The 25677-nt window shown below is 44.8% G+C and carries 24 protein-coding genes; 19 read left to right on the top strand and 5 right to left on the bottom strand.

Translation table 11 applies throughout. The features are described 5' to 3' along the window. Positions 1-26: 26 nt before the first annotated feature. The 3 genes from BN1234_RS06325 (at position 27) to BN1234_RS06335 (ending at position 3113) form a co-directional block, all read left to right on the top strand. Positions 27-1577: an ABC-F family ATP-binding cassette domain-containing protein gene (locus tag BN1234_RS06325; protein WP_054955816.1), complete on the top strand. Its 1551-nt coding sequence runs from the start codon at positions 27-29 to the stop codon at positions 1575-1577. 163 nt (positions 1578-1740) lie between these two features. Beyond that, the gene (locus BN1234_RS06330; protein ID WP_054955817.1) at positions 1741-2433 is read left to right on the top strand and encodes a response regulator transcription factor; all 693 of its coding nucleotides are present in this window, start codon (positions 1741-1743) and stop codon (positions 2431-2433) included. Positions 2434-2459: 26 nt separating this feature from the next. Then, the gene (locus BN1234_RS06335; RefSeq protein ID WP_054955818.1) at positions 2460-3113 is read left to right on the top strand and encodes a class I SAM-dependent methyltransferase; all 654 of its coding nucleotides are present in this window, start codon (positions 2460-2462) and stop codon (positions 3111-3113) included. A gap of 33 nt (positions 3114-3146) precedes the next feature. Here BN1234_RS06335 and BN1234_RS06340 read toward each other — a convergent pair whose 3' ends face one another. Continuing rightward, positions 3147-3659, bottom strand: a complete 513-nt coding sequence (locus tag BN1234_RS06340) for a C40 family peptidase (protein ID WP_054955819.1) — start codon at positions 3657-3659, stop codon at positions 3147-3149. A 259-nt stretch (positions 3660-3918) separates the two neighbouring features. Next, on the bottom strand, positions 3919-4563 hold the full coding sequence (locus BN1234_RS06345; RefSeq protein WP_054955820.1) for a thiamine diphosphokinase: 645 nt from the start codon (positions 4561-4563) through the stop codon (positions 3919-3921). 132 nt (positions 4564-4695) lie between these two features. Here BN1234_RS06345 and BN1234_RS06350 point away from each other — a divergent pair, with 132 nt between their 5' ends. Both BN1234_RS06350 and BN1234_RS06355 read left to right on the top strand, forming a co-directional pair. Next, positions 4696-5337: a trimeric intracellular cation channel family protein gene (locus BN1234_RS06350; RefSeq protein WP_054955849.1), complete on the top strand. Its 642-nt coding sequence runs from the start codon at positions 4696-4698 to the stop codon at positions 5335-5337. A 50-nt stretch (positions 5338-5387) separates the two neighbouring features. Further along, positions 5388-5852 carry a low molecular weight protein-tyrosine-phosphatase gene (locus tag BN1234_RS06355; protein ID WP_054955821.1) on the top strand — a complete coding sequence of 155 codons (465 nt, stop codon included), beginning with the start codon at positions 5388-5390 and terminating at the stop codon, positions 5850-5852. A 152-nt stretch (positions 5853-6004) separates the two neighbouring features. On the opposite strand, the gene BN1234_RS06360 is transcribed toward BN1234_RS06355, so the two are convergent. Further along, on the bottom strand, positions 6005-6736 hold the full coding sequence (locus BN1234_RS06360; protein WP_054955822.1) for an alpha/beta hydrolase: 732 nt from the start codon (positions 6734-6736) through the stop codon (positions 6005-6007). Between the two features lie 255 nt (positions 6737-6991). On the opposite strand from BN1234_RS06360, the gene pdhA reads away from it, so the two are divergent. The 8 genes from pdhA to BN1234_RS06400 all read left to right on the top strand — a co-directional run bounded on the left by pdhA (position 6992) and on the right by BN1234_RS06400 (position 17627). Further along, positions 6992-8059: a pyruvate dehydrogenase (acetyl-transferring) E1 component subunit alpha gene (pdhA, locus tag BN1234_RS06365; RefSeq protein WP_054955850.1), complete on the top strand. Its 1068-nt coding sequence runs from the start codon at positions 6992-6994 to the stop codon at positions 8057-8059. Between the two features lie 78 nt (positions 8060-8137). Beyond that, complete coding sequence (locus tag BN1234_RS06370) at positions 8138-9115, top strand: alpha-ketoacid dehydrogenase subunit beta (RefSeq protein ID WP_054955823.1); 978 nt, start codon at positions 8138-8140, stop codon at positions 9113-9115. A 30-nt stretch (positions 9116-9145) separates the two neighbouring features. Further along, complete coding sequence (locus tag BN1234_RS06375; RefSeq protein ID WP_054955824.1) at positions 9146-10462, top strand: dihydrolipoamide acetyltransferase family protein; 1317 nt, start codon at positions 9146-9148, stop codon at positions 10460-10462. Positions 10463-10465: 3 nt separating this feature from the next. Further along, complete coding sequence (gene lpdA, locus BN1234_RS06380) at positions 10466-11890, top strand: dihydrolipoyl dehydrogenase (protein ID WP_054955825.1); 1425 nt, start codon at positions 10466-10468, stop codon at positions 11888-11890. A 187-nt stretch (positions 11891-12077) separates the two neighbouring features. Beyond that, a complete protein-coding gene (thyA, locus tag BN1234_RS06385) occupies positions 12078-12872 on the top strand; it encodes a thymidylate synthase (protein WP_054955826.1) in 795 nt (264 codons plus the stop codon). 20 nt (positions 12873-12892) lie between these two features. Then, on the top strand, positions 12893-13387 hold the full coding sequence (locus tag BN1234_RS06390; protein WP_245640109.1) for a dihydrofolate reductase: 495 nt from the start codon (positions 12893-12895) through the stop codon (positions 13385-13387). 317 nt (positions 13388-13704) lie between these two features. After that, complete coding sequence (locus BN1234_RS06395) at positions 13705-15192, top strand: glutamate synthase subunit beta (RefSeq protein WP_054955851.1); 1488 nt, start codon at positions 13705-13707, stop codon at positions 15190-15192. Positions 15193-15323: 131 nt separating this feature from the next. Next, positions 15324-17627 carry a type IA DNA topoisomerase gene (locus BN1234_RS06400; protein WP_054955828.1) on the top strand — a complete coding sequence of 768 codons (2304 nt, stop codon included), beginning with the start codon at positions 15324-15326 and terminating at the stop codon, positions 17625-17627. A gap of 125 nt (positions 17628-17752) precedes the next feature. Here BN1234_RS06400 and BN1234_RS06405 read toward each other — a convergent pair whose 3' ends face one another. Then, a complete protein-coding gene (locus BN1234_RS06405; RefSeq protein WP_054955829.1) occupies positions 17753-18505 on the bottom strand; it encodes an HAD family hydrolase in 753 nt (250 codons plus the stop codon). Between the two features lie 50 nt (positions 18506-18555). Further along, positions 18556-19476, bottom strand: a complete 921-nt coding sequence (locus BN1234_RS06410; protein WP_054955830.1) for an ArsR/SmtB family transcription factor — start codon at positions 19474-19476, stop codon at positions 18556-18558. Positions 19477-19601: 125 nt separating this feature from the next. On the opposite strand from BN1234_RS06410, the gene BN1234_RS06415 reads away from it, so the two are divergent. The 6 genes from BN1234_RS06415 to BN1234_RS06440 all read left to right on the top strand — a co-directional run bounded on the left by BN1234_RS06415 (position 19602) and on the right by BN1234_RS06440 (position 25676). Next, positions 19602-20762, top strand: coding sequence for an MFS transporter (locus tag BN1234_RS06415; protein ID WP_370733790.1), 1161 nt, complete (start codon positions 19602-19604; stop codon positions 20760-20762). A gap of 98 nt (positions 20763-20860) precedes the next feature. Further along, positions 20861-21580 (top strand): phosphonate ABC transporter ATP-binding protein, encoded by a 720-nt coding sequence (locus tag BN1234_RS06420; RefSeq protein ID WP_054955831.1) that lies wholly within the window; start codon positions 20861-20863, stop codon positions 21578-21580. Positions 21581-21628: 48 nt separating this feature from the next. Then, entirely contained in the window at positions 21629-22933 is a 1305-nt protein-coding gene (locus tag BN1234_RS06425; RefSeq protein WP_054955832.1) for a hypothetical protein, read from the top strand. Between the two features lie 3 nt (positions 22934-22936). Beyond that, on the top strand, positions 22937-23635 hold the full coding sequence (locus BN1234_RS06430) for a response regulator transcription factor (RefSeq protein WP_054955833.1): 699 nt from the start codon (positions 22937-22939) through the stop codon (positions 23633-23635). Further along, complete coding sequence (locus tag BN1234_RS06435; RefSeq protein ID WP_054955834.1) at positions 23632-25095, top strand: sensor histidine kinase; 1464 nt, start codon at positions 23632-23634, stop codon at positions 25093-25095. The genes BN1234_RS06430 and BN1234_RS06435 overlap by 4 nt, the downstream gene beginning before the upstream one ends. A gap of 56 nt (positions 25096-25151) precedes the next feature. Continuing rightward, a complete protein-coding gene (locus tag BN1234_RS06440) occupies positions 25152-25676 on the top strand; it encodes a GNAT family N-acetyltransferase (protein WP_245640110.1) in 525 nt (174 codons plus the stop codon). The last annotated feature ends 1 nt before the right edge of the window (position 25677 follow it).

The raw sequence follows: 25677 nt of genomic DNA on the forward strand, positions 1-25677 counted from the left end.
TTTTATAGACAGGGGTTACCGTATATATGAGTTTATTGACTGTAGAGAATGTTTCCCATAATTTTGGAGATCGTACGTTATTTAAAGATGTTACTTTCAGACTCCTAGCCGGTGAGCATGTTGGTCTTGTGGGCGCAAATGGAGTTGGCAAGTCAACCTTGATGAATATCTTAACCGGCAAGCTGCTAAAAGACGGCGGCAAGGTGGAATGGACACCTAAAGTCCGTTATGGTTATTTAGATCAGCATACCAAGCTGACTGCCGGCAAGACGGTGCGTGATGTGTTGAAGGATGCCTTTCTGCCTCTGTTAGAGTTGGAGCAAGAGATGATGTCAATTACGGAAAAGATGGCTGATGCTTCACCTGAAGAACTTGAATTGCTCCTTGAACAGATGGGTGATATTCAGGAACAGCTTGAAATCGGTGATTTTTATCTGATCGATGTGAAAGTGGAAGAGATGGCTAATGGTTTAGGATTGTCAGCGATCGGCTTAGACAGGGATGTATCAACCTTAAGCGGCGGTCAGCGTACGAAGGTTCTGCTTGCGAAGCTGCTGCTTGAGAAACCGACTGTATTACTACTTGATGAGCCGACCAACTATTTGGATGTTGAACATATCGATTGGCTTACGCAGTACCTGAAGCAGTATCCATATGCGTTTATGCTCATTTCTCACGATACGGAGTTTATGAATCAGGTGGTTAATGTCATTTATCATCTGGAGTTCGCCAAGCTAACACGCTACACAGCGAATTATGAAAAGTTTCTTGAAATGGCGGATATGAATAAAACGCAGCATATTGAGGCATATGAGAAACAGCAAGAGTATATTAAGAAACAGGAAGATTTCATTCAGCGGAATAAAGCGCGTTATTCTACTTCCAGCCGGGCGAAGAGCCGTGAGAAGCAGATGGATCGATTGGAACGTATTGATCGTCCTGAAGAAGCGGCCAAGCCCGTCTTTCGTTTTATAGACGCTCGTGCAAGCGGGAAAACGGTATTTGAAGGTATCGATTTTGAAATTGGGTATGATTATCCGCTTCTTCCCAAGATGTCCATAACGATTGAGCGCGGTGAGAAAATTGCGATCGTAGGCTGCAATGGGGTGGGTAAATCTACACTGCTTAAGACCATTCTTGGCAAGCTTGATCCATACAGCGGTAAGACCTATCAAGGAGATTTTTTGTTCCCGGCTTACTTTGAACAGGAAGTACGAGCAGGCAATCATACTCCGATTGATGATGTGTGGAATGAATACCCGCATTTGAATCAACATGAGGTACGTGCTCATCTGGCGCGTTGTGGTCTAAAGAATGAACACATTACAAGGCCTATGAAGGCGTTAAGTGGCGGTGAACAGGCGAAGGTGCGTCTGTGCAAGCTGCTTATGCGTGAGAGTAACTGGATTCTGTTCGATGAGCCGACCAATCACCTGGACGTTATTGCCAAGGAAGAATTAAAGAGAGCACTTCAAGAATATAAAGGTACTGTTCTGCTGGTATCACACGAACCGGAATTTTATGAAGACTGGGTAACGAAAATCTGGAACGTGGAAGATTGGTCGCACCAGTCTTAATTATCCCTGAAAAGCCTGTTTAGAATATGTTAGCCTTCAGTATTTAAAACATCCATTCCTGCATTCAGGAATGGATGTTTTCTGTTTGTGGCAGTCTAAGGGTTGGATATTCAGGCGATAAGCACATCGCGAAAACTTTAGAAGTGAGACAGGGGGTGCCACTTTGAATAAGTCGATTCTTTTAGCCATTTCTGAAAAGGGTTTGGCAGATCGGATACGGAATATTATAGAGTCGTCGGGGTATTTGGTTCATTTAGTGGAACACGTCTCCTCGGCGCTGACACTTATACAGCAGGTGACTTTTGTGATGCTGATTGTGGATAGTCATTTATCCGGAATGCAGGATTTTGATTTTGTACGTAGAATCCAAAAAGGTGAGCAGAGGATCCCGATTATGGTCCTTGGATATGACGGATCGGAGGAAGCCGCAGCAGCGCTCGAAGCAGGGGCTAATGATTATATTTCGGGTCAAACGGATGAACGGGAACTGCTGGCAAGGGTGAATAATCTATTATTGCTGTTCAGCTATGGGACGAGCCAACGCAATCAAGTCATTGAACTGGGTGATCTGGTGATTGATCCGCTTAGCAGGCAAGTGACACGGGAAGATATTCCGATTGATTTAACCCAGCGGGAATATGATCTGTTGTTGTATCTTTCTAAAAAAGTGAATCAAGTATGTTCCCGGGAAGATATACTGAATCAAGTGTGGGATTATGATTTTCACACAGGCACCAATGTGGTGGATGTGTACATTCTTCATCTGCGAGAAAAGCTGGATAAAGGACGGAAAACGAAACTGATCCGAACGATTCGCGGTGCAGGATATATGCTGAGGACGCAAGAAGTCACATAAGGCCGTTTGTTGAAAGGAGGTCAATATTGAATAATTTATGGAATAAAATCATTTATAAAATAGGCTCTCCCGTATATGACCGTTTCTTTAATTCCGGCAGCTTTTTAAAAGCTCGAAAGCAGGTTTTTCAGAACATATCACTTGGTCCCGATCAGAAGATATTATTCGTGGGAGTTGGCACAGGAGCAGATTTGGAAGTGATTGATCACACGAGACTTGATGTGACTGCTATCGATTACTCTCCTGATATGCTGGCTAAGGCTAGAAAAAAGTTTAAAAATTCAACCATTTCTTTTATCGAAATGGATGCACAGCAGCTTAGCTTTCAGAAAGAATCCTTTGATTTGGTCATTGCCAGCCTAATTCTTTCTGTTGTGCCTGATGCGGATCAATGTCTTTCTGAAATGAAGAGGGTATTGAAGCAGGAAGGTAAAATCATTATTTTTGATAAATTCGCACCGGTGAATAAACAGCTGTCACTGCTGAAGAAACTCCTAAGGCCGCTTATAAGTGTATTAGGAACAGATATAGGACGGAATTTTGAAGAACTATATTCCAGTCACAAGGAAGGACTCTACATAGAAGAAGATTCGCCCGTGATGTGGAACGGCATGTACAGAAAAATAATTATCAGAAGCATACCGCAAACACAATATGAAGAAAAAGCTGACTCCTTTTAGAAAAGGAATCAGCTTATTATTTAAGTGGAATAATTACAGTACACGACGAGCTTTCAGGTAAGTTTTTTTCCAAGTGCCAGAATTCAGGTTAGAGAAGGTTACTCCAGGTTTACCATAGGTATGAAGAATCTTGCCGTTTCCTGCATACACTGCAACGTGGGTAACGTTCTTACCGTTAGCACGGCTTCCGCTGGAGAAGAACACAAGATCGCCTGGTTTCAGGTTTGCTTTGGATACTGCTACACCCTTTTTAGATTGTTCAGCAGCTGTACGCGGCAGTGTCACTCCGTATTTTTTAAAGATATGCTTCATGAAAGAAGAGCAGTCAAATACTTTGGTAGTGCTTGTAGAAGCTCCGAATTTATATGGTGTTCCTAGAAATTGTTTACCGTAGTTAACGACTTGTTGACCTTTCGTTGTTGCGTAAGTGCTGGCTTCAGCAGCTTCTGCTTGCGGAGCAGGGGATACGGCCAAAATGGTTCCCAGTCCCATTGCTGCACTGATGCTGATAATTACTGCTTTCTTAAGAATTGTATGTTTAATCATGCTGTATGACCTCCAAGTAATTTGTTGTTTGTCTTTCGATGAATCGAGTATAACAGAATTTAAACCCTCCTAATTGCTGGCAATGGCGCTGAAAGTCAAGGCGTACAAGGATGGACGGCGTATTATTAAAAAAACATTAAAAGTTACAAAAGAGTAACAATTGAGTTGTGGTAAATAAATAAAAAACGCCAAAACCATTGATGCACATAGGTTTTGGCGTGTTTATTGAGATGTGACGAAAATAACAAAAACGTTACAATCACTTATCTTTGCTCTGAATGATAAGCAGCAATCCACCTTCGACTTTTACGGTACCGCGTTTCGCAGATAGCCGGTTGCTAATACCAAGGGATTGTCCAAGTTTAAGTGTGGCATTATGAAGAGGGTACTGAAAGCCTTCCAGGTCAATGCCGGTAACCTCTGGCGTAAGAGGCAAAAGAGAAACGTATGTGAACCCGAGATCTTCAACTACACAAGTAGAACCGGTTAAAGTGATGAAATTATGCTCGTCCAGAATCGAACAGCGAACATGATGCTGAACTCCCCGAAGCAGCATATGTATGTTAGCAAGTGTATGATCGATACGTGTCCCGGTTCCACCTAATAATATGATTTCTGATGGATTGAGCTCAAGCGCAGTATCGAACGCAAGTTCAGTATCTGTCAGATCTTTATTGACGGGATCACATTTAACCATTTTACGGCTGTTTAAGGTGACTTGTTCAAGCTGTTCCGGCGTAACAGAGTCGAAATCACCAACAGATATATGGGGAATAATACCGTTGTCAATTAGAAACAGAGCACCTCGGTCAGCTCCAATAATATAATCATTATCTTGGATTACTTCCAATAACTGTAGTGATAAATTTCCACCTGTAAAAATGAGAATCCGCTTATCTCCCATATCGATTCCTCCTTTTTGTTGAAGATGTCATTTTATACATTATAGTGTAGTTTTTGTGCTTGCACAATTTCACCAGTGACGGATAAAATGGGGGAAGCAAATGACTTGAAGCGGAGGAAAGACATTTTGGACATGCATGTGTTTGATTTATTAAGTATCATCGGAACTATAGCTTTCGCAATGTCCGGCGCTTTTGTTGCTATGGAAGAGGAGTATGACATCCTGGGAGTACTGGTGCTGGGTCTTGTTACTGCTTTTGGCGGAGGTATGATCCGAAATGTTCTTATTGGGGTACCCGTTACGACAATTTGGGAACAAGGAGATTTGATTCTACTCGCAATCGTATCCGTATTTGTCGCATTTGTCCTGCCGATGCCATGGATAAAGCACTGGAAGAGAACGGAAGCGTTTTTTGATGCCATCGGTTTATCCGCATTTGCTGTACAGGGAGGAATATATGCTGCCCAGATGAATCATCCATTAATCGCAGTAATCGTTGCAGCAGCGTTAACAGGAATTGGGGGAGGGGTTATCCGGGATCTGCTTGCAGGACGTAAACCGCTCGTGCTTCGTGATGAAATTTATGCTGTGTGGGCGATGGCGGCGGGAGCTGCAGTCGGATTGGGGATAGCCGCAACAACTTGGCAGCTGCTGGCTTTATTCGTGACCGTAGTGCTGTTCAGAATGCTCTCGGTTCATTACAAGTGGCGTTTACCAAGGCGCTCACTTGGAGACTCATCTTCCATCAACCCGGAAAATAAAATATCATTATGAGTTTTAATTTCGTGGAGACGTTTATTTAACTTAGGAAAGGATGATAGCAGATGATCTCCGTTCTGTTTGTATGTCTAGGCAACATATGCCGATCTCCAATGGCTGAAGCTGTATTAAGAACAAAAATTGCAAAAAAGGGCCTGTCTGAAAAGATAAGGGTAGATTCAGCAGGAACAGGGGATTGGCATATTGGAAAAGCTCCGCATGAAGGTACACGTAAACTGCTTGACAGCTGGCAAATCAGCTATGAAGGGATGAAGGCCAGACAAGTGGAAAGCCGTGATTTCAACGATTTTGACTACATTATAGCTATGGATGACTCTAATGTTCTCAATCTGCGAAATCTTCCTGGCGGCGAACAAGCAAAGATCATCAAGTTTATGGATCTTCTTCCAGAAGAACAGCACCGTGAAGTGCCGGACCCGTACTTTACTGGAAATTTTGAGGAAGTATATCGCTTAATTGATTCGGGCAGTGATGTACTGCTGGACAGGATCATAAAAGAAAAGATATAATCATCACTGAATAGCGGATAACCTAAGCCGCTTTTCCTTTTGAGCCAAATTGTAAGCGCACGCAGTGATTAGTTTAGTAATAAAAAAAGATGAACAGAGCACATTCCATAAAAAATGCGCGATTGTTCATCTTTTTTTGCAGATGGCATGAGTTAAGGACGGAAGAAATAGAGCAGGGCTGCCGGAAGTTCTTTCTGCCAGAATCCCCACTGATGGCGACCGTCTTTTTCTTCATAATGTACTTTGGCTCCGCGTTCTTCAAAGAGTTTTTTGGCTGAACGGTTTAATTCAACGAAGTTATAAACGCCCGTATCGGTCGTGAAGCTGTCCTCCTGCAATCCTACAATCATAAAAATATTCATCCAGGACAAGTCTGTTTCAAGCGCTATGATATGTCTGGATTGATCGTAGAACGCACCGGACATGCAGATAATTCGAGTGAATAGTTCAGGGTAGCGGAGGGCCAGGTGCACAGAAACACTGCCGCCAAGAGAATCGCCTGCAAGAATACGTTCGGACGGGTCTCTTCGGACGGGATATTTCCCTTCAATAAAAGGAACGATTTCTTCGGCGAAGCATGCCAAATAAGAATCAAATCGTTTGCCAAACGGTGCATACTCTTCTGTACGGACTTTCGTATCCACTTCAACGCCAACGATGATAAATGGTTCAACATCTTCTTCTAAGATAAGCTGGTTGGCCCATGTCGCAATTCTACCAAAATTAAAAAATTCTTCTCCGTCCTGGCAGTACACAACAGGGTAGCTGAGAATTTCGTTGTATCCTGGAGGCAGGTAAATGCGCAGGGTTCGATTTTCGTTTAAGTGGCTGCTTTGTATTTCTTCTTTTACGATCGTTCTTTTTAATAATCGTGCGTCTGTCATCACTAGTCACCTTTCGATTAGGTAGTTTTGAAATGCTGATAACAATAAGTTAAGATGGAACTGTTGTACTTAAGATACTGCTAGTCTGTGAGTTTTGTCACGCTGTTATATAACTTTAGTCAACCTGTTATATATACAAAAACAAAGAAATATTAAATTTTATGAGGTATTCCTTTGACGAAACGAGTGCAACAGGTGTATAATAATTCTATAACAGCGGAACTTGATATTCAAATATTTATTGAGGTGAAGAAAATGACCAAGGTTCCTTACGAAGTTTATACCGAGGAAGTAGATACACTATCTGTTCTTTCCCCGGAAGGCGAAATCATTAACAAAGATCTTATGCCAGAATTATCTGATGATCAATTAAAAGAAATCATGTATCGCATGGTATTTACACGCACTTGGGACGATCGTGCCGTTAACCTCGGCCGTCAAGGACGTCTCGGTTTTTATGCTCCAGTATCGGGTCAAGAAGCAACAATGGTTGGTAGCGAATTTGCACTTGAAAAAGGTGACTTTGTTTGCCCGGGTTACCGCGATATGCCGCAAATTGTTTGGCATGGCCTTCCGCTGTATCAAGCATTCTTGTACTCTCGTGGACATCAACACGGCGGTCAAATTCCAGACGGCGTTAATGTATTGATGCCGCAAATTATCATCGGTGCACAGATTTTGCATGCGATGGGTATTGCTATGGGCTATAAACTGAAAAAACAAAAGCAAGTTGTTATCACTTACACTGGTGACGGCGGTTCGTCCGAAGGTGACTTCTACGAAGGCTTGAACTACGCGGGTGTTTACAAACTGCCTGTTATTTTCTTTGTTCAAAACAACGGTTATGCCATCACAACTCCATTCGCAAAACAAACTGCTGCTCTTTCGATCGCTCACAAAGCAGTTGCAGCTGGTATCAAAGGCGTTAAGGTTGACGGTATGGATGTCTTGGCTGTTATTAAAGCAGTTCAAGATGCTGCTAAGCGCGGACGTGACGGAGAAGGCGCAACATTGATTGAAGCTGTTACTTATCGTTTCCGTCCACACTCCTTGTCGGATGATGCTACGAAGTATCGTACCAAAGAAGAAGAAGGCCAATGGAACGAGAAAGACCCGATTGCTCGTCTTGCTAAATATCTGGAGAAAAAGGGTCTGTGGACAGATGAAGATACTGCTCGCGTGAAAGATGAAGCGAAAGCTAAAGTCAACGAGCAAATTAAGAAAGCTGAACAAACTGAAAAAATGACGGTTCCTGGTCTGATCGACAGTATGTTCGAACAAACACCTAAACATCTTGAAGAGCAAAAAGCCGATTTCCAATAAAATCGGCTCCTTCGATAAATGATTCGGTTTAACAGCCAAGCATATGTGATCTGTAATGTCTAAGGAGGAAATGAAGCAATGGCACAAATGAATATGAAAGAAGCAATTCGTGACGCAATGCGCGTTGAATTGAACCGTGATCCAAACGTAGTCATCTTTGGTGAAGACGTAGGTAATGTCGGCGGTGTCTTCCGTGTAACAGAAGGCTTACAAAAAGAGTTCGGAGAAGAGCGCGTGTTTGACACGCCGCTGGCTGAATCCGCAATCGGCGGTATGGCAGTAGGTTTGGGTATCCAAGGCTTCCGTCCAATCGCTGAAATTCAGTTCGTAGGATTTATTTTTGAAGCACTTGACCAAATTGTGGTTCAGGCTGCTCGTATGCGTTACCGTTCCGGCGGTAAGTACAACTCTCCAATTGTGTTCCGTACACCTTTCGGCGGCGGCGTTAAAGCTGCTGAGCTTCATACGGATTCTTTGGAAGGTTTGATTGCACAAAGTCCGGGTATTAAAGTTGTAGTTCCTTCTAACCCTTACGATGCTAAAGGTTTGCTGATCTCTGCGATCCGTGATAATGATCCGGTGTTCTTTATGGAACATTTGAACTTGTACCATGCATTCCGTGCTGAAGTTCCAGAGGGTGAATATACTGTTGAACTTGGTAAAGCTAATGTTGTTCGTGAAGGTTCCGACGTTACGATCATCGCTTACGGCTTGATGGTTCATACAGCAACGAAAGCAGCAGATGAGCTTGAGAAACAAGGGATTAAAGCTGAGGTCATTGACCTGCGTACCATTTCTCCAATCGACATCGATACTCTGGTTGAATCTATTAAGAAAACAAACCGTGCCATCGTTGTTCAGGAAGCTCAGAAATCCTCGGGTGTTGCTGCAGAAGTTATTGCGCAAATTAACGAGAAAGCTATCCTGCACTTGGAAGCACCAGTACTTCGTGTGTCCGCACCTGACACCGTTTATGCATACGCGCAGATCGAGGACGCTTGGCTGCCGACACCTGCTCGCATCGTAGCAGCAGTAAATAAAGTAATGGAATTTTAATTGCAGTAATTATCTAGGGAGGTTTTTCAGTTGGCAAAATTTGAGTATCGTTTTCCAGAGCTGGGCGAAGGTTTGCATGAAGGTGAAATCATCAAAATGCATATCAAACCGGGCGACAAAGTAACAGACGACGACATCATCATGGAAGTACAAAACGACAAGGCTGTCGTAGAGGTTCCTTGTCCCGTTAATGGTACGGTTCAAGAAGTTTTTGCCAAGGACGGTCAAGTCTGCCGCGTAGGTGAAGTTGTAGCAGTCATTGACGCAGAAGGTGATATTCCTGAACAGGAAGTCCCTGCTGAAGAGCAATCCGCTCAAGAAGCTGATGCAGCAAAAGGCAGCGTTGATACGCAATCTTCTCCTGCAGCAAACGCTCCAGCGGATGCTAAAGAAGGCGGAGCAAATGCAGCTGCACCTGCCGCACCTAATAAAGACGTTTTAGCTACACCAAGCGTACGTAAATTTGCTCGTGAGCAAGGCGTTGATATTGCACAGGTTACTGGCAGCGGTAATAACGGTAAAATTACGCGTGAAGATGTAGAAGCATTTAAGAACGGTGGAGGTCAAGCAGCACCTGCAGCTCAAGAATCATCCGAGTCTAAAGCAGCAGCTCCTGCAGCAGCATCCGCAGCAGTTGACCCACGTGCTGAAGAAGAGCGCGTACCATTCAAAGGGATCCGTAAAGCAATCTCGAATGCGATGGTTAAATCAGCTTACACAGCTCCTCACGTTACAATTATGGACGAAGTGGATGTTACCGAGCTGGTTGCGTTCCGTACCCGCATGAAGCCGATCGCTGAGAAAAAAGGCACAAAAGTTACTTATCTTCCATTCATCGTTAAAGCACTTGTTGCGGCTTGCCGTCAATTCCCTGCTTTGAACGCTATGATTGATGAAGAGAATAACGAAATTGTCTACAAAAAATACTACAATATCGGTATTGCTACAGATACAGACAACGGACTGATTGTTCCAGTAATCAAAGATGCTGATCGTAAGAGCATCTGGATGATTGCTGATAGCATCCGTGATCTTGCTGGCCGTGGCCGCGATGGTAAATTGAGCGCTAACGAAATGAGAGGCAGCACAATTTCTATCACGAATATCGGTTCCGCCGGCGGTATGTTCTTTACTCCGATCATCAACTTCCCTGAGGTTGCAATTTTGGGTACAGGACGTATTTCCGAAAAAGCAGTTGTTAAGAACGGAGAAATCGTGGCAGCACCAGTTATGGCATTGTCACTGAGCTTCGACCACCGTATTATCGACGGAGCAACAGCACAAAACTTTATGAATTACATTAAACAGCTGCTCGCTAACCCTGAGCTGCTTGTTATGGAGGTGTAACATATGGTAGTAGGAGACGCTTCTCTTGATATCGACACACTAGTCATTGGTGCAGGTCCTGGTGGATATGTGGCAGCCATTCGTGCTGCCCAGCTGGGTCAGAAAGTTCTGATTGTAGACAAATCTGAAGTTGGCGGCGTATGTTTGAACCGCGGATGTATTCCATCCAAAGCGTTGATCTCTGCTGCTCACTCTTTTGAGTCTGCTAAGCATGCTGAAGCTTTTGGTGTTAAAGTTGGTGAAGTATCTGTTGACTTTGCTAAAACACAAGAGTTTAAAAGCGGCGTTGTTAAGAAGCTGACAGGCGGCGTAGGCGCTCTGCTCAAAGGCAACAAAGTTGAAATTTTCAACGGCGAATGCATGTTCATTAACGAGAATGAAGCTCGCGTATTCAACGAGCATGAATCCCCTCGTTACCGTTTCAAAAACTGCATTATCGCTACGGGTTCCCGTCCGATCGAACTCAAAGCTTTCCCATTTGGCGGACGCATTCTGTCCTCTACAGAAGCTTTGGAACTGCAAGAGCTTCCTAAGAGCCTTGTTGTCATCGGCGGCGGTTATATCGGCGCTGAGCTTGGTCAAATGTTCTCTAAATTCGGAACTAAAGTTACAATCATTGAAGGCATGGATTCCATTCTGAATGGTTTCGATCCAGATATGACTAAACTGGTTGCGAAGAACATGCAGAAGTCCGGTGTTGAAATCGTGACAAATGCAAAAGCTGAAAGTGCTGAGCAAACGGATAAAGACGTAACTGTGAAATATTCCGTAAATGGCGAAGCTAAAGAAGTTACTGCAGACTACTTGCTCGTAACGGTTGGACGTCGTCCTAACACGGATGGTGAGCTTGGTCTGGATCTGATCAACATTGAAATGACGGATCGCGGACTCGTTAAAGTTGACCACCAAGGACGTACAAATCATCCTCATATCTTTGCGATTGGTGACATTGTTCCAGGTCCTGCTCTGGCACACAAAGCATCTTACGAAGGTAAGGTTGCTGCTGAAGCAATCTCCGGAATGCCATCTGTTGTAGACTACAAAGTGGTTCCTGCTGTAGCCTTTACAGATCCTGAATGCTCCAGCGTAGGTATGACTGAAGCTCAAGCGAAAGAACAAGGCTACAAAGCAACATCCGCTAAGTTCCCATTCGCTGGTAACGGTCGTGCATTGTCCCTGAACAGCCCTGATGGCTTCGTGAAGATCGTAGCTGACGAAGAAACAGGTCTTGTACTCGGGGCTCACATTGCGGGTATTGAAGCTTCCAACCTGATTGCTGAGATTGGTCTTGCAATCGAAATGGGTGCAACACTGGAAGATATCGCATTGACGATCCATGCTCACCCAACACTTGGTGAAATCGTGGCTGAAGGTGCTGAGCTTGTTCTTGGACATCCGATCCATGTAATGGCACCTCGCAAAAAGTAACAACGAATAACGGCTGATTTCGGTCAGTTCAAGAGACTGTTCAGGCTGGTCTGACAAGACCCGGACTGAGCGGTCTCTTTTTTTATAGACGATGCTTCGAAACAGGCACTATTTGTCGAATGTTGAGGGTATGGTAAACTTATATCTGATAAAGTTGATCATTTTGACATAATGAGGTGGATATACGTTGAAAAATTACTTGGATTTGCTGCAGGATATTTTAGATCACGGGGTTGAAAAAGGAGATAGAACTGGCACAGGCACAACATCGGTATTTGGACGTCAGCTTCGGTTTGACCTCTCCAAGGGATTTCCGCTTGTTACTACGAAGCGAATTCATTTGAAATCCGTTGTGCATGAACTGCTCTGGTTCCTCAGTGGAGAAACGAATATCCGTTATCTGAAAGAAAATGGTGTCCGAATTTGGGATGAGTGGGCTGATGAGAATGGCGATTTAGGGCCGGTCTACGGATCACAATGGCGTGCCTGGGAAACGCCGGATGGTAAACATATCGATCAGATCGCGAATGTGATTAAATCGATCAAGAATAACCCGGATTCCCGTCGTCATATCGTCAGCGCATGGAATGTAGCTGAGATCGACAATATGAAGCTGCCTCCTTGTCACTTTGTATTTCAGTTTTATGTTGCAGGCGGAAAATTGTCCTGTATGTTAACGATGCGTTCTGTAGATTCGTTCCTGGGCTTGCCTTTCAATATTGCCAGCTATGCTCTCCTAACGCATATGGTAGCCCAGCAGTGTGATCTTGAGGTAGGAGAGTTCATCTGGTCAGGCGGAGATGTCCATATATATTCCAATCATATGGAACAAGTGAAAACCCAGTTAGAACGCGAGCCTTATCCATTACCAACCCTTGTGATCAAGAGAAAGCCGGATAGTATCTTTGATTACGTCTATGAGGATTTCGAGTTTAAGGATTATCAGCACCATCCAACAATCAAGGCTATTGTAGCTGTTTAGAGGAGAAAGGGGACGGAAGCGTGAGTATATCGATGATCTGGGCGATGGGAAGAGATCAGGTGATTGGACGAAACGGCACGATGCCGTGGCATCTCCCGCGTGATATGGCTTTTTTTAGAGAGATGACGCTTAACAAAACGATATTGATGGGCAGGAAGACATGGGAATCCTTTGGAAGCAAGCCGCTGCCCAAGCGTACTAATGTTGTGCTTACAAGGGATGAGAGCTTCTCTCTCTCACCTGAAGAAGGCACTGTTATCCATGATATTAAAGATGGAATTAAGCTGGGGCAGGACAGCGAACTGATGGTCATTGGCGGAGCACAAATTTATGAGCAGATGCTTCCTTATGCAGACAAGCTTATCATCACTTTTATCGACTCCGATTTTGAAGGAGACACCTATTTTCCGGAAGTGGATTGGAACGATTGGACGGTTGTAAAGGAAGTGCCGGGAATAACGGATGAAAAGAATCCGTACTCCTATCGTTTTGTTACATATGAACGCAAAAAGTAACATTATGCTATTACATTAATTCCCACTATTGTTTCGTATTTCTTTGTATGATAATACAAATGATTGTGCACATAATCCATTTCATAAGGGAAATAACAAATGCTACGATGTCCTTACATTACAGCAGAAATAAATCGCTGAATGACCAGACACCAAAGGCGATAAAAGTTTTTCTGCACCTGGATAGAAAATATAAATCAGGTGAAAGGCCTTTCAAGCCCTCTTATGATGATGGAGAATTTATAATTTATGATATGATGAAAAGTACAATCATACATGTAGATCAGCACGAAGAGAACGGATGGGGGATTAGTAGTATGTCGACACCGACTGGATTTATGGAATATGAGCGAAAACTTCCGGCAGATCGTGATCCTGCTGAACGGATTAAAGACTGGGAAGAGTTTCATAAGCATTTAGCGGAGGAGGAGCTTCAGACTCAGGGAGCCCGCTGTATGGATTGTGGAACACCGTATTGTCATACCGGGATCGAGATGTCAGGGGGCACTTCTGGTTGCCCGATACACAACTTGATTCCAGAGTGGAATAACCTTGTTTTTCGAGGGTTATGGAAAGAAGCACTTGAGCGTTTGCATAAAACGAATAACTTTCCGGAGTTTACCGGACGCGTATGCCCGGCACCTTGTGAGGGCTCCTGTACGGTAGGATTGATCGGGCAGCCGGTTACGATCAAGAGTATCGAGCAGGCAATTATTGAAAAAGGCTTTGAAGAGGGCTGGGTTGTACCTGAACCGCCTGAGAAACGTACAGGTCGCAAGGTGGCGATTGTCGGATCAGGCCCGGCTGGTCTGGCAGCTGCTGCGCAGCTGAACAAGGCAGGACACTCTGTTACCGTGTACGAGCGTGCTGACCGGGTGGGTGGCCTCCTAACGTATGGCATACCTTCAATGAAGCTGGATAAGGCTGTTGTTCAGCGCCGGGTAGAGCTGATGGAAGCCGAAGGTATCAAGTTTGTAGTCAACACCGAGATTGGAAAGGATATACCAGCGAAGCAGCTTGTCGATGAGTATGACGCTGTTGTGCTGTGCGGCGGATCAACGAAACCCCGTGAATTTAACATCGAGGGCAGCGACTTGAACGGTGTTCATTATGCGATGGAATATCTGAATGGTACGATTAAGAGTTATCTCGATTCAGGCCTGCAGGATGGGAACTATCTGTCTGCAGCAGGTAAGGATGTTATCGTCATCGGGGGCGGGGATACCGGTTCTGACTGCGTTGCCACTGCGCTCCGGCATGGATGCAGCAGTATCACACAATTTGGTACTCATAAGCAAGCTCCGCTTGAACGTGACCCGATTGCCAATCCGTGGCCGCAGTTTCCAAATGTATATACGCTGGATTATGCACATGAGGAAGCAAAAGCATTGTTCGGACAGGACCCGCGGGAATTCTCCATCATGACTACTAAATTTGTTGGTGATGAGGCTGGAAACCTGAAGGAGCTGCATACGATTCAAATTGAGAGAATCGTGGATGAAACAGGGCGTAAAGTATATCGGCCTATCCCGGGAACAGAGAGCGTATTTCCTGCCCAGATGGCACTGATTGCGATTGGATTCGACGGGCCGGAGCAGACACTTTTGGAGCAGCTTGGGCTTGAAAATGACCGCCGGTCGAACGTGAAGGCTCCTTACGGCAAATACACGACAAATGTAGATAAAGTATTCGCTGCGGGCGACATGCGCCGGGGCCAAAGCTTGGTCGTATGGGCTATTAATGAAGGACGGGAAGCTGCCCGTGAAGTAGATAAGTACTTGATGGGAAGCACCGTTTTGGTTTAAACCGGACTCATCCTATGGTATAATTAAATATCATTGTTTATAGGGACTTCGCTTTGGCGAAGTCCTTTTTTGGAGTCTGTCTTGGGGAAGCTGCGGCTGTGCTGAGATAGAATAAGGGAAGGAGAGGTTACGTGAAGACGCTGGTCATTGCCGAAAAACCGGACATGGGGCGAAACATCGCCGCGGTGATCGAACCTCGGGCCAAGAATAATCGGTCCTACATCGAAGGAGAGCATTATATTATCACGTGGGCGATCGGTCATCTGGTCGGACTGGCAGAGCCAGACGCTTATGATCCCAAATATAAGCGCTGGAACATCAGAGATTTACCGATTATCCCGGAACAATTCCGGATTGTTCCCAATCCGAAAACAAAAGATCAATTGAAAGTCATTGGAGACCTGGCAAAGCGCTGTGATCAAATTGTCAATGCTTGCGATGCCGGACGGGAAGGGCAGTATATTTTTGCCTTAATTCAGCAGCAGCTGAAATTACAACAGCCGGTGAAGCGGTTGTGGATTTCGGATTTGACTCCAGAAAGCATCGCTAATGGATTTGCTACACTGAAAGATGGCTCGGAATTTGAATCCTTAACCTTAGCGGCCCGTGCGCGAAGTGAAGCAGATTGGCTGATCGGAATGAATGCTTCACGGGCATTTACGACAAGACATCAGACGTTGCTGTCGGTTGGCAGGGTTCAGACTCCGGTACTCGCACTGATCTATGACCGTCAGAAGGAGATCGAGGCGTTTGAATCGCAGACCTTCTATGATGTTAAAGCCACATTCCGGCAGGATTCTCTTGAATATGCGGGAACATGGCAGGGTGATCGATTAACCTCCCTGGAGAAATCTGATGAAATTGCAGCCAAGGTAAACGGCAAGGAAGGCTCAATTTCAAAATATGAGGTTAAAGAGACAAAGGATTATCCATTCAAGCTGTACGACCTGACACTCCTCCAACGTGAAGCGAATGCGAAATACGGATATTCGGCCAAGAAAACGCTGGACATAGCCCAAGGGCTGTATGAGCGTCACAAGATCATTTCATACCCGCGTACTAACTCCAATTATGTAAATGAGCAAAATATCGAGGGTATGCACAAAGCGCTCCATATGCTGAAATCGACGCCCTATAAGACGATGGCAGAAGGTGCTGAGCTGGATCGGGTACATAAGAATAACAAGTCAGTTTGTAATCCGGAACGGGTAGAGGACCACCATGCCATCTTGCCAACCTTGAAGCGCCCAGGAACCCTTAGCAAGGAAGAGCAGAATATCTACGATCTGATCATCATTCGATTCTTGTCTCACTTTTATCCGCCTGCCATGTATAAACAGCATACGGTGCTTACAGAGGTGGAAGGCGAGACATTCAAGACGAATATCAAGGAGCTCTTGTCGCTTGGCTGGAAGGTATTGATTCAGCAGGATAAGGAACGGAAGACATCCAAATCTTCCGGAAAAAAAGGAAAAGCAGAAGAGGAAGAGGAGTCCCAGGAGTGGAATGATCGCTCTTTCGACATTCAGCCGGACAAGCCGGTGCTTTGTACCAAGACTGAGGTCAAGGAAAAGGCAACCCAACCGCCAAAGAGTTACACGGAGGGTACACTGCTGAAAGCGATGGAGAGCGCTGGCAAGTCGATTGAGAACGAAGAGCTGCGTGATGTCATGAAAGACAGCGGCCTGGGAACCCCTGCGACGAGAGCGGCAACCATTGAGAGGCTCAAAAATGTGGGTTACATTACGATGCAGGGCAAAAGGATTACCGTGACACAAAAAGGACGGACAGCCATCGAGCTCATTCGACATGCTGGTGTAGAGCTATTGGCCTCTCCTGAAATGACAGGCCAGTGGGAAAGACGGCTGCATCAAATATCGAAAGGGGAAGCTTCTGCAGACGTATTTATGAAGAATGTGCAGAGGTTTACGATCTCCATTATTGACAAGGTATCGACGCAGAGACCGGCACCGCCTTCCATGTTCGGAAATGAAGAGGATACGAAAGGTAAAGGCGGACGGGGTTCTGCACGGAAGCGCGGCTCAACGGGTGACAGTAAATCCTCCGCTCGATCCACGACTAAAAGCAGCGGGAAATCCTTAGCAACATCATCTGCCGCCGATAGCCAAGGCTCCGGGGCTCGGGTTCCGCTTGGGGAATGCCCGGTTCCCGGCTGTGGAGGACAGATCATTGAAGGGCGCAAGGGCTACGGCTGTACTCATTTTAAAACAGGCTGTAAGTTTGTAATATGGAAAGAATTCGCCGGCAAGAATATTTCACAGGCTATGCTGAAATCCCTGCTTACAGGCGGTCGTACACAGCTGCTTACGTTTAAAGAGAAGAACGGCAATTCCTTTAAAGCAAGGATTGTATTAAATCAAGCCGGCAGCGGACAGTTAACGGTTGAACGCGAAAGTACGGGATCAGCTATTTAACGTATTGGTACAGATATATCCGAGCAGGCCATGCTTTTATGATGGGCCTGCTTTTTTTTCTTTGATCTGCACAATAAAAAGGCTGTCCCTTCCTTTAGCGAGGAATAGGACAGCCATTATTTGCTCTATGAAGTAGCTCTTGCATTTGCACTTCCTAAAATGATTTCAGGAACTTCAGTTAATGCCGATACGGTATATAATACATTGTGCGGTTCTTGTTTGAGTTCAACAAGATTGTAGTGCCATTCCCTCTGCTGTTTAATATAAATGCTGTTAATTCCAGCAGTAAGGGCAGGGACGACATCTGTTCGCAATGAATTGCCAATCATCCACGTAAGAGAGCGGTTGAATTGTCCAAAAGTCAGTATTTCTTCAAGTGCTTTCAGATTTTTATGCTGGCGGATATAAATCCGGTCTTCAAAGAAATCAGCAAGCTTCATCTGTTCAATCTTCCGCTTTTGGATTCGGTTTTCTCCTCCAGTGTATAAATGCAGCTGATGACCCTCACTTTGTAAGGTGTCCAGCGTTTCAACCATACCAGGGTAGGGTTCAACTTCATGATCGTAAACGCTGAGTCCCAGCTTGAAGAGCTGCTCTTCCTCGTGAAGGACAGGTGTTTTGCGGTGCTCCTTACAGAAAAAACGATACGTATCAATCAGTGATTGAGGAAAGTTTGCACTGGCAAATCCAAGCTTGTCTACGCCAGCAACATCAATCTCCATCTGTTTATTACGAACCTGTTCTACCGTTACTCCATAAGTCTGAAACCATTTCTTCATTAAATCAAAAAATTCTTCGAGAATGATATCAAAGTACTTGTTACAGTGAATTAAAGTGTCATCCATGTCAAAAATGATGTGTTGTGAATCTTTGTTCATCTTTCGCACTCCTTTATCCAATTACATCTATATATTGTGTTTGTTCTCGTTTAAGATATCCCAATGTATGATTCAAAAAACATCTGCAATTCCGCAGCTCCATCCGGACGAAAGCTGAATGCTTCTGTCTGGTCACCAGCGTTAACATGCGAACGAAGAAGGCCGGCAGCTCTAAGTATAAGCAGGTGATGCATAATCTCATCATAAGGCTTATTCAGCTTGGTTGTAATCTCGTTCACCGTTTTTGGCTCACCTGCCAGAAACCGGAGCAATCTCAGTCGATCGGGGTCTGCAAGGGCTTCGGTCATACGCAGCAGCACGACGGGAGGATCGTCCTCATTTTCTTCCGGTACATCAACAGGATATTGTATAAGCAGTACATTTTCATAAAAACAATACGTGTTAATGGGGCGGAAATGTACACCTGGAAATAGCAGCACAGAATCAACAGGTATATCATCTAAAATTACACCGCCTGTGGCATATTCAATCAGTCCCTCGGGCTCCATTTTATCAAGAAGCAGAAGCTTCTCCTGGGCATCCTCATAAATTAGCGGCTTTAATTCAGATTCTACACCAGCAAAATAGTGCTCGTACCACAAACGGAGCAGTGGCGGATATTCCTTTTGAATACGCGTCATGTATTCTTCTGTAATGGCCGGCATGTAGGGAATGGCAAGGGAACAGAGGTAATCAGGCTTGGAATTCTCGACCCAATCTATAAAGGAAGGAATATCTGGATCTCCTTCTCTAAGAATGGCCAGAGCATAAAGAACATCATAATCCAAAAAAGGCAAGTCGTAAGCTTTACCTAGTTCAGTACGGGCCGCATGGGGAAGACGGGCATCCACATCCATAATAAGTTGTGAGCCAATATCAAGATTATCGGTCCATTTTCGCGTAACATAGATCATAAAACTGCCAAGCAGCTCAAATACTACTGAAACGTCGATGCTTACTTTATACTTCATGAAACCAGTTCCCTCCAGAATAATGACATTATTTTTATTATGGCTTGTATGGAACAGGCTTGTCCACTATAATGTTCATTTGGAAAATTTATTATGTTTGAAATGATGAGGAGGATCATGCCAACGTGTCAGTCACAGCACAAGCCCGTCAAGGGAGAATGCATTATTTCATATTAATTGCGGTAGTCGTGGGTGCAGGCTTAAGCCAAGGCCTGCTGCTTCCCGTACTTGCCATCTTTTTAGAACGAATGGGTGTTTCATCCTCTATGAACGGACTGAATGCAGCGGCGCTGTATGTCGGGTCTTTTGCCATGACACTCGTTGCAGAAAGAGTGCTTGGAATCGTCGGATTTAAGAAATTGATAATTGCCGGCCTGGTTCTTGTTATGCTCTCGTTAATTGCCTTTCCCCTGTTCCCAAGCGTTGCACTATGGTTTGTGCTTCGGATTCTCGTTGGTGTAGGGGACAGTGCTCTTCATTATGCGGCACAGCTTTGGGTGCTCTTGATGTCTTCTTCTGCAAATAGGGGCCGCAGTATATCGTTTTACGGTATGTCTTATGGACTTGGATTCAGTCTGGGTCCACTCGGTATATTTCTTCTGGATTATGGCGAAGCTGTACCATTTATAATACTGGCTATCATATTTCTGTTTGTCCTGCTGATGGTTCTCTTTAAGCTGCCGGATATAAAACCCGAACGGCATGCTTCCAATGAAACATTCGAGAAGGGTAGATTCAGAAAGAGCTATCAGTTGGCCTGGTATGCGCTTATTCCTGCGTTTCTCTATGGTTACATGGAAGCCGGCATAAACAGCAACTTCCCTGTGTACGGGCTTCGCAGCGGATTTTCTATTGAACAAATATCTTCTTTGCTGCCTTTTGTCGGTATTGGAGGACTCATACTGCAACTTCCACTGGGTATTTGGAGTGACCGTTTCGGGCGAAAACAGGTTTTGACCGCAGCCGGTATTGTTGGAGGCTTGTGCTTTATACTCATCCCGTTCGCAGGGACAAGCTACGTTTCTGTCCTGATTCTTCTGACCCTTGCCGGAGGTCTGGTTGGTTCATTCTTTTCACTTGGCCTTGCTTACGCGGCTGATATTCTTCCAAGAACTTTGCTGCCGGCAGCAAATGTCGTCGCCTCCTTTCATTTTAATGCGGGGAGCATCGTTGGCCCCAATATAGGAGGCACCATCATTGAAATAGGCTGGACATCGGGGATGTTTATACTGCTTGGTTCGGTATATATTCTTTTTGCTTGTTCAGGGTTATTTTTCAAAAAATAGGAGCAACCATAACGGGAACATTTGTTCTCATGGCAATTGCTTTCGCTTTCTTCTAAACTAGAGTAAAGAATAAGTTACTCGACGGGAGAGACGAGAACATGATAAAAGTGGAACGACTGAAAAAAACGATAAACACCGAGAAGAACCCGGTGCTGAATGACATAAGCTTTCAAATGGAAAAAGGGGAGATGATCGGACTTATAGGAGCTAGTGGTAGCGGGAAAAGTCTGCTGCTCAGCTGCTTGGCGCTTCGGGAAAAATGGGATTCCGGGCGTTTAATTATTGATGGCGAAGATGTACTTAAAAGCGGCGGCAAGAGGAAGATTAAAAGGGAATGGGCATACCTGGAGCAGAATCCATCGCTTAATATCAACAGAACCGCTCTCAAAAATGTTCTAATTGGTCAATCCAGCCAGACTCCATGGTGGCGAATGGTTACTGGAATGGTGCGTTCGGATGACTACATGGGGGCTATGGATACCATTGAGCATCTTGGCCTGCTGGACAAAGCTCATAATAAAGCCAGCGCTCTTAGCGGCGGTGAACGTCAGCGCGTGGCGATCGCCCGTGCACTGGTACATGGAGCAAAGGTTATTTTAGCGGACGAGCCGGTGATGGGCCTTGACCCGAAATCCGCTGAACATGTGCTGTCAACACTTAAAAAGCTGTGTGAGGAAGACGATCTTACCGTAATTACGGTTATTCCGCTTGAGCATGCTGAGAGGTACTGCTCCCGCATCATAGGACTTTCCGGCGGACAGATTGCTGTCGATGTGACCGGGCGGCGTTTAACGTATGGAGAGAAGAATCGAATATAGCTAGGCCAAATACATGTTTGGCTATGGAAATAGAAAGAGTTGATGCTTTTGAAAACTAAAATGATGAAAGCGGCCGTATCAGGCATGCTAATGCTACTGCTTGGCGGCTGCAGTTTTATCGACGATCCTGTATCACTTATGTCTACCCCGGATCTGCCGGCTGACAAACAAACGCTTATGGGAGCGATTAAATCTCAAATGCCGGAGAACAGTGATATTATTCGGCCAAAGAGTAATTCTCTAACAAGCTCGATTCGGGTGGAGGATTTGAATAACGACGGTACGATGGAAGCTGTGGTCTTCTATATTACACCGAATGAAGAGGTTCAAATCCACGGCATGATTCTGCAGCAGCAGGGGAGCTCCTGGGTGAAAAGATTGGATTTTGAGGGTGAGGGGACTATTCTTGAAACCTTTGAACTGATCGATATTACAAACGACGGAAATATTGATATCGTTGCCGGATTTTCAAGGGGCGAAGAGAATGTGCAAAATGGCCTTGTCGTTTACAGCTACGCGGATGATGCTTTAGAGAAAGTGCTGCAGCTGCCTTACACTCATTTTGACGTGACGGATTTGAATGGAGACAAGGTGAAGGAACTTACCGTGGTATCATTACAGCAATATGAGCTGTCCTTCATTACAACCTACCAGTTTGATAAAGATACCCACGATTTTAAAGAACTGGCCAAACTGGATCTTGGGAAAAATGTTGAGAAATATTACAATATCGTCTCAGGAAAAGTGGCAAAGGACAAAGAAGGGATCATATTAGATACGTCCATTATATCCAATTCTTCTACGTCCAAGCTGATCGTGATGGAAGACGGAGCATTGGTTGATGTATTAAAAGAAGATGCTGCTTTCAAAGAGCTGCCGATTGAAAGTGAAGATATAGACGGAGACGGCATCCTTGAGATTGGACTGCTTGAAGAGCCGATTGGCTGGAACGGTGGTATCATTGAGGATATCCCGTATTTTTATGCCTATTATCAATGGGATGGTAAGACCCATTTGGCGAATATCAAGGATGGATTGAAGTTCGTTATCCAAAGGTATCAGGATTCGGAGAACCAGTTCTTTCTTACCTTCCGATCTGAGTGGCACAATAAGCTAACGGTCCATCCGGATTCAGATAAAGACCGGTATTTGAATTTTATTCTGACGGATACGGGGGAAACAGTAGCTGAAGTAAAATTCTTCTCGCTGCGTGAATGGGAAAACGCCAAGAATGATTGGAAGGTTCTGGTCCGTAAAAAGGACCAGGTGATCGGGTATAAAGGGGAGCTTAAGCCTAGTAATGATAAGAAGAGCAATAGTGATGTAGCTCCCATTGAAAGAAAGGGGAAATAGACATTGAGTAAAGTACTGATATTAGAAGATGAAGAATCCATCCGCGGTTTTATCGTAATTAATTTGAAGCGTAACGGGTTTGAAGTGCTGGAAGCGGAAGATGGGCATGAAGCACTGAACCTGCTGCAGTCTGTTCCCGATATTGATATTGCGCTGTTGGATGTTATGGTTCCGGGTATAGATGGCTTTGAAGTGTGCCGCCGCGTAAGAGAGTTCAACGAGCGAATAGGGATTATCTTCTTGACTGCTAAAGTCCAGGAGCAGGATAAGGTATACGCACTATCTGTTGGCGCGGATGACCATGTAAGCAAACCATTTAGTCCAACTGAACTGATTGCGAGAATTCAGTCCTTGTTACGCCGGGTAAACGTGCAGCGGGCAGGTGTAGCGAAGGTATCCTTCCAGTCGGGTCCATTCACGCTTGATTTGATATCGAAGCTGTTTAAGAAAAACGGTAAATCAATCGAACTGACTCCAACAGAGTTTTCATTGGTACAATTTTTCCTGGAAAAAGAAAATACGCCTCTCAGTCGTGATGTTCTGCTGGATCACGTGTGGGGCAAGGAATATATGGGTGATCCCAAAATTGTTGATGTGAATATCCGCCGTCTTCGCCAGAAAATCGAGAACAATCCTTCCGAGCCGGAATTTCTCCAAACGGTATGGGGTCACGGCTATAAATGGAAGGGTCAGGGCCAATGATCAAAAAAGGAATTCGCCGGCAAATTGTGCTTCATTACTTTCTCGTAGTGTTTATGGCACTTTTACTGGTGGAGGTTATATTTTTACTTGCGATTCGAACCTATTATTACGATAGTGTACACAGCCATATCGCCCGTCATATTGATTTTGCCGATGAATATTATCAAAAGTTCCGGTTGAATGAGGATGATACAGCCAAATTAAATGAGATTATTTCTTATTTTGAACTGGATCTTACAGAGCTTCAGCTGCTGAATACCTCCGGCAAGGTGCTGATGACCACAAGTGATTTTGGTTCAGATTTGACCATCAAGACCAGCGATGTAACTCAAGCTTTAGCAGGAGATATAAGCCGCTGGGTGGGCAAGCAGCAGGGGACTGGACAAATGGTTATGGCTGTTTCCTACGCCCTTCAGAACGGGGGAGAGAATGAATATATCCTTAGATATGTAACATCTCTCGATAAAATTAATAATAAGCTTCTTCATCTAACGATGTGGGCTTTGCTGATCGGAGTTTCAGTCCTGGCTACGGTGCTCGCTTTCAGCATCGGACTGGCCAACTCTATCGTTAAGCCATTGAATAATATACGTGCAGTATCTGCCCAGATGGCCAAAGGAAGGTTTAATGTCCGTATTAAGGGAGATTACAAATATGAGCTGGGCGAACTTGCTTCCACATTAAATTATATGGCTCAAGAGATTGTGCGCAGCAATCAGGTTAAGGATGATTTTATTTCCTCCATTTCTCATGAGCTTAGAACTCCGTTAACCAGTATTAAAGGTTGGAGTGAAACATTGAATTCCGGAGGATATGATCCGGATGAGACCAGGATCGGTATGCAGATTATCACGAAGGAGACTGACCGTCTCATTGGTTTGGTCGAAGAAATACTGGATTTCTCGAAGCTGCAGCAGAATGAAATGAAAATGGTTATGGGTATTGTCGGCCTGCGGGAGCTGCTTCAGGAGATTATGCTGAATCTCTGGGCAAAGGCGGAGAAGAAAGGTATCGAGATCAAGTTGGAATCTGAAATCAAGCCTGTTATCTACGCAGACGCCAATCGACTAAAGCAGGTATTTCTTAACCTGGTAGATAATGCGATCAAATTCTCGCATGAGAATGGAAAGATCCTGCTATCTATGGAGCAGGATGAAAAGTTCGTTACGGTGTCGGTTCGCGATTTCGGGATCGGAATCAGTGAGGAGCATATTCAACGGGTGAAGGACCGTTTCTTCCAAGTGAATCATGTGAATGGAGGAACGGGGCTCGGTCTTGCGATCACTCAGCAGCTCGTGGAGCTCCATCACGGCGCATTAGAGATGACCAGTGAATTAGGTCAGGGTACAACGGTTAAAGTTAAGCTACCGCTGCCTGAAGGCAAGATACCCGTGGCAGGCGGTTCTGATAGTGAAGGAGGAGTATCTTCTATCTCCCCCGAACATGGAATACAAGGATGAATTTGTTAGGTTAACTGTTTGTTGAGAGGTTGGGAAAGTTCATGGGCTGTGAAATCGTGGAACAGTTTGAAACAGGGCAGGGGTTCTTTAGCCTCTGCTTAGCTGGGCAAGAAGATAAGAATGATATGCTGTATATTTTGCGTGAAACAGCTGAGCTCATGGTTAGGGATGGTTTAAACCAGTGGACGCCTTCACTGTTTTCACTCGAATTGATGGAGGAATACGTAACGGAAAGAGAAGTATTTCTTCTGAAGTTTGACCATAAACCGGCTGGTTTATTTACTCTTCAAGACAGTGATCCTGCTTATTGGGGAGAAAGGAATGATCAACGGTTTCTGTATTTGCACCGGCTAGCTGTTCTTCCAGGCTTCCGCGGCTTACAGCTGGGGCAGAAGATGATACGTTTCGCAGAAGAACGTGCGGGGAATAAAGAAAAGATCGGGCTTCGATTAGACTGTGTTTCCCACCTGGAGGGATTAAATCAGTTTTATAAAAGGCAAGGATTTGAATTTATCGCTAAGCAGAGCATGGGTAAGCGCTTTGTTCATTTATACGAGAAACGATTCAGCGGCTTATCATGAC

The sequence above is a fragment of the Paenibacillus dakarensis genome, assembly GCF_001373415.1.
GTDB lineage: Bacteria > Bacillota > Bacilli > Paenibacillales > Paenibacillaceae > Paenibacillus_AQ > Paenibacillus_AQ dakarensis.

What these genes read in the sequence shown, in the direction of transcription:
- BN1234_RS06325 (WP_054955816.1), top strand. Translation starts at nt 27, where the DNA reads ATGAGTTTATTGACTGTAGAGAATGTTTCCCATAATTTTGGAGATCGT.
- BN1234_RS06340 (WP_054955819.1), bottom strand. Translation starts at nt 3,659, where the DNA reads ATGATTAAACATACAATTCTTAAGAAAGCAGTAATTATCAGCATCAGT.
- BN1234_RS06345 (WP_054955820.1), bottom strand. Translation starts at nt 4,563, where the DNA reads ATGGGAGATAAGCGGATTCTCATTTTTACAGGTGGAAATTTATCACTA.
- BN1234_RS06350 (WP_054955849.1), top strand. Translation starts at nt 4,696, where the DNA reads ATGCATGTGTTTGATTTATTAAGTATCATCGGAACTATAGCTTTCGCA.
- BN1234_RS06355 (WP_054955821.1), top strand. Translation starts at nt 5,388, where the DNA reads ATGATCTCCGTTCTGTTTGTATGTCTAGGCAACATATGCCGATCTCCA.
- BN1234_RS06360 (WP_054955822.1), bottom strand. Translation starts at nt 6,736, where the DNA reads ATGACAGACGCACGATTATTAAAAAGAACGATCGTAAAAGAAGAAATA.
- pdhA (WP_054955850.1), top strand. Translation starts at nt 6,992, where the DNA reads ATGACCAAGGTTCCTTACGAAGTTTATACCGAGGAAGTAGATACACTA.
- BN1234_RS06370 (WP_054955823.1), top strand. Translation starts at nt 8,138, where the DNA reads ATGGCACAAATGAATATGAAAGAAGCAATTCGTGACGCAATGCGCGTT.
- lpdA (WP_054955825.1), top strand. Translation starts at nt 10,466, where the DNA reads ATGGTAGTAGGAGACGCTTCTCTTGATATCGACACACTAGTCATTGGT.
- BN1234_RS06395 (WP_054955851.1), top strand. Translation starts at nt 13,705, where the DNA reads ATGTCGACACCGACTGGATTTATGGAATATGAGCGAAAACTTCCGGCA.
- BN1234_RS06405 (WP_054955829.1), bottom strand. Translation starts at nt 18,505, where the DNA reads ATGAACAAAGATTCACAACACATCATTTTTGACATGGATGACACTTTA.
- BN1234_RS06410 (WP_054955830.1), bottom strand. Translation starts at nt 19,476, where the DNA reads ATGAAGTATAAAGTAAGCATCGACGTTTCAGTAGTATTTGAGCTGCTT.
- BN1234_RS06420 (WP_054955831.1), top strand. Translation starts at nt 20,861, where the DNA reads ATGATAAAAGTGGAACGACTGAAAAAAACGATAAACACCGAGAAGAAC.
- BN1234_RS06435 (WP_054955834.1), top strand. Translation starts at nt 23,632, where the DNA reads ATGATCAAAAAAGGAATTCGCCGGCAAATTGTGCTTCATTACTTTCTC.